Source organism: Citrobacter sp. wls718, assembly GCF_005280945.1.
In the GTDB taxonomy this organism is placed as follows: domain Bacteria; phylum Pseudomonadota; class Gammaproteobacteria; order Enterobacterales; family Enterobacteriaceae; genus Citrobacter; species Citrobacter gillenii.
Genome location: NZ_SZWV01000038.1, coordinates 1880 through 11370 on the forward strand (window position 1 = coordinate 1880; position 9491 = coordinate 11370).

The 9491-nt window shown below is 53.8% G+C and carries 9 protein-coding genes and 1 pseudogene; 8 read left to right on the plus strand and 2 right to left on the minus strand.

The features are described 5' to 3' along the window. From ada to mgtE, 4 genes and pseudogenes are all read left to right on the plus strand, one after another. A partial coding sequence (gene ada / locus FDW95_RS23565; protein ID WP_249358950.1) for a bifunctional DNA-binding transcriptional regulator/O6-methylguanine-DNA methyltransferase Ada occupies nt 1–565 on the plus strand: 565 nt, incomplete at its 5' end. Beyond that, nucleotides 565–1255 (plus strand): annotated as a pseudogene (gene alkB, locus FDW95_RS07330) (DNA oxidative demethylase AlkB). The gene ada and the pseudogene alkB, both read left to right, overlap by 1 nt. A gap of 35 nt (nt 1256–1290) precedes the next feature. Further along, entirely contained in the window at nt 1291–2934 is a 1644-nt protein-coding gene (locus FDW95_RS07335; protein ID WP_115257945.1) for a multidrug ABC transporter permease/ATP-binding protein, read from the plus strand. Between the two features lie 151 nt (nt 2935–3085). Continuing rightward, entirely contained in the window at nt 3086–4522 is a 1437-nt protein-coding gene (mgtE, locus tag FDW95_RS07340; RefSeq protein ID WP_115257946.1) for a magnesium transporter, read from the plus strand. Here the strand turns inward: mgtE and FDW95_RS07345 are convergent. Next, the gene (locus tag FDW95_RS07345; protein WP_115257947.1) at nt 4485–5732 is read right to left on the minus strand and encodes a SulP family inorganic anion transporter; all 1248 of its coding nucleotides are present in this window, start codon (nt 5730–5732) and stop codon (nt 4485–4487) included. The genes mgtE and FDW95_RS07345 overlap by 38 nt on opposite strands. Before the next feature lie 278 nt (nt 5733–6010). Between FDW95_RS07345 and mqo the strand changes: the two genes are divergently transcribed. Next, complete coding sequence (mqo, locus tag FDW95_RS07350) at nt 6011–7672, plus strand: malate dehydrogenase (quinone) (protein WP_115257948.1); 1662 nt, start codon at nt 6011–6013, stop codon at nt 7670–7672. A 100-nt stretch (nt 7673–7772) separates the two neighbouring features. Here the strand turns inward: mqo and eco are convergent, their stop codons facing one another. Next, nucleotides 7773–8270, minus strand: a complete 498-nt coding sequence (gene eco, locus FDW95_RS07355) for a serine protease inhibitor ecotin (protein ID WP_096759370.1) — start codon at nt 8268–8270, stop codon at nt 7773–7775. Nucleotides 8271–8685: 415 nt separating this feature from the next. On the opposite strand from eco, the gene napF reads away from it, so the two are divergent. The 3 genes from napF to FDW95_RS23570 all read left to right on the plus strand — a co-directional run. Then, complete coding sequence (gene napF, locus FDW95_RS07360) at nt 8686–9177, plus strand: ferredoxin-type protein NapF (RefSeq protein WP_096756428.1); 492 nt, start codon at nt 8686–8688, stop codon at nt 9175–9177. Beyond that, complete coding sequence (gene napD, locus FDW95_RS07365; protein ID WP_096756429.1) at nt 9167–9430, plus strand: chaperone NapD; 264 nt, start codon at nt 9167–9169, stop codon at nt 9428–9430. Before napF ends, napD begins: the two co-directional genes overlap by 11 nt. Beyond that, a partial coding sequence (locus tag FDW95_RS23570; protein WP_023144029.1) for a twin-arginine translocation signal domain-containing protein occupies nt 9427–9491 on the plus strand: 65 nt, incomplete at its 3' end. The genes napD and FDW95_RS23570, both read left to right, overlap by 4 nt.

Below are 9491 nucleotides of genomic sequence, written 5' to 3' on the forward strand. Positions count from 1 at the left end.
TAAAGCGGATGGAGCGCTGGGCATGACGGCAAAGCAGTTTCGTCAAGGCGGCGATAAGCTGGCGATTCGCTATACCGTGGCGGACTGCGCACTGGGCCGCTGCCTGGTAGCGGAAAGTGAACGCGGTATCTGCGCAATTTTACTCGGCGACGACGATGCTACGCTGGTATCTGAGCTGCATGAACTGTTTCCTGCAGCACGTGGTGTGCCTGCGGATCCCGATTTTCAACAGCGTGTGCGCGAAGTGATCGCGGTCATTAACTCACGCAATACCCCATTGTCGCTGCCGCTGGATATTCGGGGAACCGCGTTTCAGCAGCAGGTGTGGCAGGCGCTGCGTGACATTCCCAGTGGCGAAACGGTGAGCTACCAGCAGTTGGCGAATGCCGTGGGGAAACCGAAAGCGGTGCGCGCTGTGGCGAGTGCCTGCGGAGCAAATAAGCTGGCGATTGTGATCCCGTGTCATCGGGTGATCCGCGGCGATGGCGCGCTTTCGGGTTATCGCTGGGGCGTCGCCCGCAAGGCGCAACTGCTGCACCGTGAAACCACAGGTGAGGACAGATAATGCTTGATCTCTTTGCGCAGGCAAAACCCTGGCAGGAGCCGCTGGCGTCCGGTGCGGTCATTTTGCGCCGTTTTGCGTTTGATGCCGCGCCTTCTTTATTACAGGAAATGGCGGTTGTCGTCAGACAATCGCCGTTTCGCCAGATGGTGACCCCCGGCGGATATACGATGTCGGTGGCGATGACCAACTGTGGTCAATTGGGGTGGACGACCGATCAGCATGGCTACCTCTATTCTCCGGTCGATCCGTTGACCGGTAGCGCCTGGCCGCGTTTACCTGACGTTTTTGCCGAACTGTGTCAACAAGCGGCGACCGCTGCGGGCTATCCCGATTTCCGACCAGATGCCTGTTTGATCAACCGCTATACGCCAGGGGCAAAACTGTCGTTGCATCAGGATAAAGACGAACCCGACCTGCAAGCGCCCATTGTTTCTGTCTCGCTGGGCCTGCCGGCAATCTTTCAGTTCGGTGGTCTGAAGCGCAACGATCCGTTAAAGCGGCTACTGCTGGAACACGGTGATGTGGTGGTGTGGGGCGGGAAATCACGCTTGTTTTATCATGGTATACAGCCGCTTAAGACTGGCTACCATCCGTTGACAACGGACTGCCGTTACAATCTGACTTTTCGCCGGGCGAGTAAAGAAGAATAAAAATAAGAATTATTATTGCTGTCGGCGAAGAGATGTTTAAACTGCGGGCTGTTATTACTTGTCCGGGTTGAACACATGGAACTTTTACTTCTTGTCTGGCGGCAGTATCGCTGGCCATTTATCAGCGTCATGGCGCTCAGCCTTGCCAGTGCTGCGTTGGGGATTGGGCTGATTGCGTTTATCAACCAGCGCCTGATTGAAACGGTCGACACCACGCTTATGGTGCTGCCGGAGTTTCTCGGCCTGCTGCTGTTGCTGATGATCGTGACCCTTGGTTCACAGCTGGCGTTGACCACGCTGGGACACCACTTTGTCTACCGTCTGCGTAGCGAATTTATCAAACGTATTCTGGATACTCACGTCGAGCGCATCGAACAGCTCGGTAGCGCCGCGTTGCTGGCTGGCTTAACCAGCGATATCCGCAATATCACCATCGCCTTTGTCCGCCTGCCGGAGCTGGTGCAGGGGATTATATTGACCGTCGGGTCAGCGGCATACCTGGCGATGCTGTCGACCAAAATGTTGCTGGTGACGGCAATCTGGATGGCGATCACCATCTGGGGTGGATTTGTGCTGGTGGCGCGGGTGTACAAACACATGGCCACGTTGCGTGAAACCGAAGACAAGCTGTACAACGATTACCAGACGGTGCTGGAAGGGCGCAAAGAGCTGACCCTTAACCGTGAACGCGCTGAGCATATTTTTAATCAACTGTACGTCCCGGATGCCAAAGAGTACCGCCACCATATTATTCGTGCCGATACCTTCCACCTGAGCGCGGTCAACTGGTCGAATATTATGATGTTGGGTGCCATTGGCCTGGTATTCTGGATGGCTAACAGCCTCGGCTGGGCGGATACCAACGTCGCGGCAACCTATTCGCTGACGCTGCTGTTCCTGCGTACGCCGCTGCTGTCTGCCGTTGGCGCGCTGCCCACGCTGCTCACCGCCCAGGTGGCGTTTAATAAACTGAATAAATTTGCACTGGCACCGTTCAAGGCTGAATTCCCTCGTCCTACTGCATTCCCAAACTGGAAAACGCTCGAGCTACGTAACGTAGTTTTCCACTATCAGGACAATGCTTTCTCCGTTGGGCCGGTCAATCTGACCATTCACCGTGGCGAGCTGATCTTCCTGATTGGCGGCAATGGCAGCGGGAAATCTACGCTGGCCATGTTACTGACTGGGTTATACCAGCCGCAGTCTGGCGAGATCCTGCTCGACGGTAAGGCGGTGGCGGTCGACAAACCTGAAGACTACCGCAAGCTGTTCTCCGCCGTGTTTACCGACGTCTGGCTGTTTGACAAACTGCTGGGGCCGGAAGGTCAATCGGCCAACCCGGCGCTGGTCGATAAGTGGCTGGAACATCTGCAGATGGCGCACAAGCTGGAGCTGAACGACGGGCGCATTCTGAATCTTAAGCTGTCGAAAGGGCAGAAAAAACGCGTGGCACTGCTGCTGGCGTTAGCCGAGGAACGCGACATTATTCTGCTGGATGAATGGGCTGCCGATCAGGACCCGCACTTCCGGCGCGAATTCTACCAGGTGCTGTTGCCGCTGATGCAAGAGATGGGCAAAACCATTTTTGCCATTAGTCACGACGATCACTACTTTATTCATGCCGATCGCTTGCTTGAGATGCGCAATGGCCAGCTGACTGAGCTGCTGGGCGACGATCGCGACGCTGCCTCGCGTGATGCCGTCGCACGTACTGCCTGAATCGGTGAGTTGTTACCCGATGGCACTACGCTTATCGGGCCTATAACTCCGCGTGCCGCCGGTTTTTTATCCATCCGGCGGCTTCGTTTATTGTTATTTACATAATTCGGCATCATGATTAATGATATTTCATATCATGGATTTATGATTGATGTCCGTAATAAACAAAAATAGCGCCAGGCTACGTGATGAAGAACGTGCCCGCCTGATCTGGCTGCTGACCACTGATAAAGCCATTATTTCAACGCTGTTGGGCAAGCTTACCCTGGCTGAGCAATATGACGTCGGTACGCTTGCCGACGATATTGCTGAGGTAGGGGCGCTGGTGGAGCATTTGCCGCCACCCGATCTGGCCGATACCCTCGAAGCATTACCCTCCGAAGAGCGTCACGCGCTGTGGCGGCTGATCCAAAGCGACAAGCGTGGTTATGTGTTGCTGGAGGCGTCTGAAAACGTCTGGGACGATCTGATCGATGAAATGTCGGACCGGGAATTGCTCGACGCGCTGCAATACCTCGACATCGACGAGCAGATTTACGTGGTGCAGCATTTACCGCGTAACCTGACCGGTCGACTGCTGGCGACGTTACCGGCGGAAGAGCGGGCGCGCGTGCGCCAGGTGATGCACTACGAGAAGAATCGCGTCGGTGCGATCATGGAGTTCGAGGTCATTACCGTGCGCCCGGACGTGACGCTGAAGGTGGTACAACGCTACCTGCGACGGCTGGGTAAAATGCCGGAGAACACCGATAAACTCTTCGTCACCGACCGCAATAAAGTGCTGGTGGGCGAGCTGACGTTAACCCGTATTCTGCTCAATGACGTGCAACGCAAAGTCAGTGAGGTGATGGAAGACGATCCGCTCACCTTTGCTCCGGAAGATATCGCCGAGCACGCCGCGCGTACCTTTGAACGTGATAACCTGGTCAGTGCGGCGGTGGTGGACCCAACCGGCAAGCTGATGGGGCGTTTAACCATCGATGAGATCGTCGATGTGGTGTATGAAGAAACGGACACCGATCTGCGCCGGATGGGGGGCTTAAGCGCCGGAGAAGATGTCTTTGCCCCGGTTACCAAAGCGGTAAAAACCCGTTGGGCCTGGCTGGCCGTTAATCTCTGTACCGCATTTATCGCATCGCGCGTCATCGACGGTTTTGAACACACGATTTCACAGCTGGTGGCGCTGGCCTCGCTCATGCCCATCGTGGCGGGGATCGGCGGCAATACCGGTAATCAGACCATCACCATGATTGTCCGCGCACTGGCGCTGCAAAACATTCAGCCAGGAAACCTTACGTTCCTGATCCTGCGCGAAATGGGCGTGGCGGTGATTAACGGGCTGGTCTGGGGCGGGATTATGGGCGGCATCACCTGGTGGTTGTACGATGACATGGCGCTCGGCGGCGTGATGACCCTGGCAATGATGCTTAATCTGTTAATGGCAGCGCTGATGGGGGTGATTATTCCAATGACCATGGTCAAGCTGGGGCGCGACCCGGCGATCGGCTCAAGCGTGATGATCACCGCTATTACCGACACCGGCGGGTTCTTTATTTTTCTCGGTCTGGCGACGCTGTTTTTGGTGTAGTCGGGCGTTTGCCTCTGACGATGCGCGGTAGGACCAGCATCGTCAATACCCCGGCAACCACGCCAATAGCCAGGTTGCCGGTCGACACCGTTGCAGCAACGGTAATCAGCATCACCAGCGTTTCGCTGACCGGCATTTTCGCCAGTGTCGCTGGCTGAATGCTGTGCCAACTGAACGTTTTCACCGCCACAATGACCATAATACCTGCCAGCACTGACATGGGGATTTTTGCCATCATGTCGCTTAACGCAGTGACCAACAGCAGCAAGACCAGCCCAGCGGCGAACGTGGAGACGCGGCTGCGTCCTTTACCCATCTCAACGTTAACAATCGTTTGACCAATCATCGCGCATCCGGCGATACCGCCATATAACCCGGCCAGAATATTGGCTATCCCCAGCCCCGTACTTTCACGATTTTTATTCGAGGGCGTGACCGTCAGATCGTCAACCAGTCGGGCGGTAAGCAGCGACTCCATCAAGCCGACAAAGGCAATACTCAGCGCGCAGGGCCAGATAATCGCCAACGTGTGCAGGTTGAGAGGCACCAACAGCTGTGTGAATCCGGGTAATCCACCGCTCAATGAGCCTTCGTCACCGACGGTAGGCAACAACTGCCCGCTGGTCACGGTGAAGACCGTCAGCAGCACGATGGCAATCAGCGGCGCTGGAATACTTTTAATAAACCGCGGTACCCACAGCACGATAAGCAGCGTCAGAACAAACAGCCCCCAAATCAACGGGCTTTTACTCCAGAAGTGCGGAACCTGAGCAAAGAAGATCAAGATGCCTAGCGCGTTAACAAAGCCGGTCATCACGGCCCCAGGGATAAAACGCATCAGTCGTGCCATCCCCAATACACCAAACAGGATTTGGATAACCCCGGCCAGCAGCACCGCGGGCAGGATGTACTGTACGCCGTGCTGATGCACCATTGGGCCAATCACCAGCGCCACCGATCCGGCTGCGGCGGTAACCATGGCCGGACGTCCGCCTAAAAAGGACATCGCCAGACACAGGACAACCGAGGCTATCAGGCTGACTTTGGGGTCTACGCCGGCGATAACAGAAAAAGAGATCACTTCCGGGATCAGCGCCAGCGCCGTGACCACGCCGGCCAGTGTTTCGCGCATCAGCAGGCGGGGTTGACGCAGCACAACGCCGACGGAATGTTCCGCCACGGCGGCAGGGGATGAATCAGTCGCAGACATAGTTACTCTCAGGTCAGAAATGGCCTGATAACAGCAGACCGGCAGGCATCCGTGCGGTGAATAGCAAAGCGCTGCATAGTACCCGCCTGACGGGGAGGTTTCCAGAAATGATTGTCAATAACCGTATAAAGAATCAACCTATTAATAACATTTTTAAAATTTAAACATAAATTATAAACAATATTTTATTATTTTTTACTTAAGTGTTACCGTTGGACCGTTCGATTTTCACCTGCATGAAAAGCAAAAAGCGATACTAAAAGTAAGGCATTAACATTATGAAAAAAGTGACAGCCATGCTCTTCACCATGGCCCTGGGGCTGAATGTTGTCTCGATGGCGGCAAAAGCGAAAGCTGTGGAAGAGCAGGAAACGGATGTACTGTTGATTGGCGGCGGCATCATGAGCGCCACATTGGGAACCTATTTACAGGAACTGGAACCACAATGGTCTATGACCATGGTCGAGCGACTGGATGGGGTGGCCGAGGAGAGTTCAAACGGCTGGAACAATGCCGGCACGGGCCACTCCGCGCTGATGGAACTGAACTACACGCCGAAAAAAGCCGACGGTACTGTCAGCATTGAAAAGGCCGTTGAAATTAACGAAGCCTTCCAGATTTCCCGCCAGTTTTGGGCCTATCAGGTCAATAACGACGTGATGCATGACCCACGCTCATTTATCACTACCGTTCCCCACATGAGCTTTGTCTGGGGGGATGAGAACGTTAACTTCCTGCGCGCGCGTTATAAAGCCCTGCAGCAAAGTTCGCTGTTCCGTGGCATGCGCTACTCCGAAGATCACGCCCAGATCAAAGAGTGGGCACCGTTGGTGATGGAAGGACGCGATCCAAACCAGAAAGTGGCAGCAACGCGTACCGAGATTGGGACTGACGTCAACTACGGCGAAATTACGCGCCAGCTGATCGCCTCGTTACAGAAAAAGCCTAACTTTGCGCTGCAACTCAGTACTGAAGTACGGGGTTTTAAGCGTAATGCTGATAACAGCTGGACCGTCACGGTTGCCGATCTGAAAAACAACTCAGCGGAACGCGACATCAAGGCGAAGTTTGTCTTTATTGGTGCCGGTGGCGCTGCGCTGAAACTGTTGCAGGAAACCGACATCCCGGAAGCGAAAGGCTACGGCGGATTCCCGGTTGGCGGACAGTTCCTGGTGGCGGAAAACCCGGATGTGGTGAATCGCCACCTGGCGAAAGTATACGGTCAGGCTTCTGTCGGTGCACCGCCGATGTCCGTACCGCACATTGACACCCGTATTCTGGATGGCAAACGCGTGGTGCTGTTTGGACCGTTTGCGACCTTCTCCACCAAGTTCCTGAAAAACGGTTCATTGTGGGATCTGCTGAGTTCTACCACCACTTCAAACGTTATGCCGATGATGAATGTGGGTCTGGATAATTTCGATCTGGTGAAATATCTGGTCAGCCAGGTCATGCTCAGCGACGACGACCGTTTTGCTGCGCTGCAGGAATACTACCCGCAGGCGAAGAAAGAAGACTGGCGTTTGTGGCAGGCGGGCCAGCGCGTGCAGATCATCAAAAGTGATGAAGACAAGGGCGGCGTTCTGCGTCTGGGGACCGAAGTGGTGAGCGACAAAGACGGCACGATTGCCGCACTGTTGGGTGCATCACCGGGCGCGTCAACGGCGGCACCGATCATGCTGCATCTGATGGAAAAAGTGTTTAAAGATAAAGTCGCCAGCCCGCAATGGCAGGCGAAGCTGAAAACGATTATTCCGTCTTACGGCACCAAGCTGAACGGTAACGTCGAGGCCACGGAACAAGAGCTGCAGTACACCAGTGGCGTTCTGGGTCTGAAATACGATAAACCGCAGGTGGCTGATGAAACGCCTCAACCGCAGTTAAAACCTCAGGCTCAACCGCAGCCAGAGCAGAAAGCGGTTGCGGATATCGCACTGTAATCGCATGGTTGCATGCCGGATGGCGCTGCGCTTATCCGGCCTACAACACGCTATACGTAGGCCGGATAAGGCGGTACGCCGCCATCCGGCACATTCTCATTTATCGCGCGACTGCGTCCTGAATCTTCTCTTCTGCTTTCCAGATACGGTATTTTACTTCTACGTTTTCCGGGGTGTAGACCACAATCGGTAATTTGCTGTTGTAACGCAACATACCGTCGTCACCTAAATGAGCGGTAATAAACTTCTTCTCTTTCTTGCCGTCCGGGCAGGCCATCATGGTTGACACCGGAGAGGTAACTTTGTCGAATACGTAGTAGTCGTAACCCCAACCTTCCAGCGTTTTGCTGTCCAGTTCTCCGCCCAGGCGATGCTGGTTGCAGTCAACGTCCAGCGTTTGGCCGATCAGCAGTTCTACCTTTAGAGTAGATTCATCTTTCTCAGGAGTAAGCTGGATAACCTGGCGTTTCATCCCTTTGTCTGCTTTCGGATACGGGGCGACTTTTTCCAGCGGCTGCGCGGGAGTATCACTGGTTGCTGCCCATGCAGAGGTGCTGGCAAACGTGGCTAGCAGGATGGCAGGGACGATGGTCTTCATCTTATTGTTCACAGTGTTTCCTTTCTTCTGTCTTCTGAACGTGTTTGTCGCAGGTTAGCATATTCATATGCGCTATTAATCTAAATTTACTTATATTTAAGGTGTATTAATTGAATGTTTAATTATTAACTAGAGATATGTGCTAAGAATTATCCTATTATTAAGATTATTCTCTTGAATATGTATTCGCTATATAATTGTTTATATAACTCATTGAAATGTGAGTAAAAGCGCGTTTTTTTATACCAACCCTACACTCTTTTGATCCGGCAACAGCATTTACCCCGATTGGGGTATGCACCTCTAACACATCCTGAAATATCTTACTGTTAAAAATAACTACTCATAAATAGTGCGGTTACTTATTGTCGTTCAACCCGCTCAGGGAGAGCGTCATTTATGGAAGGACAATGTCATGGTTGATTTATCCCGTCGAGGCATGTTGACAGGTAGCTGGCGTAACGCCAGTACGGGGATCCGTCCGCCGTGGAGCATGGAAGAATCTCACTTTCTGGCGCATTGCCTGCGTTGTGACGCCTGCGTCCAGGCGTGTGAAACCGGCATCCTGCAGCGAGGCCAGGGCGGTTTTCCGAGCGTAAATTTCAAACACGGCGAGTGCAGCTTTTGTTACGCCTGCGCAGAGGCCTGTCCCGAATCACTCTTTCTTCCGCGCCACACCAGGGCCTGGGATCTGAATGTTACGATCGGTGAAAACTGTCTCGCCAATCAATCTGTAGAGTGCCATCGCTGTCAGGATAGCTGTGAACCCATGGCCATTACCTTTCGCCCCACGCTGTCCGGTATATATCAGCCACAGCTCGACAATCAAGCCTGTAGCGGATGTGGTGCGTGTGTCGCGACCTGTCCGGTATCAGCCATTAATGCGGAGTACCACCATGGACACTAACTGGCAGGTTTGCAGCCTGGTCGTTCAGGCCAAAAGTCAGCACATCAACGATATCGCTACGCAGTTACGTACATTTCCAGGTTGTGAAGTTGCACTCAGCGATGTGGAAAGCGGCCAACTGATTGTGGTGGTAGAAGCAGAACACAGTGAAACACTAATGAAAACAATTGAGTCAGTGCGCAACGTTGCGGGCGTACTGGCGGTGTCGCTGGTTTATCACCAGCAGGATGAGCAAGGTGAGGAAACACCATGAAACTCAGTCGTCGTAGCTTTATGAAAGCTAACGCCGTTGCGGCCGCTGCGGCGGCTGCCGG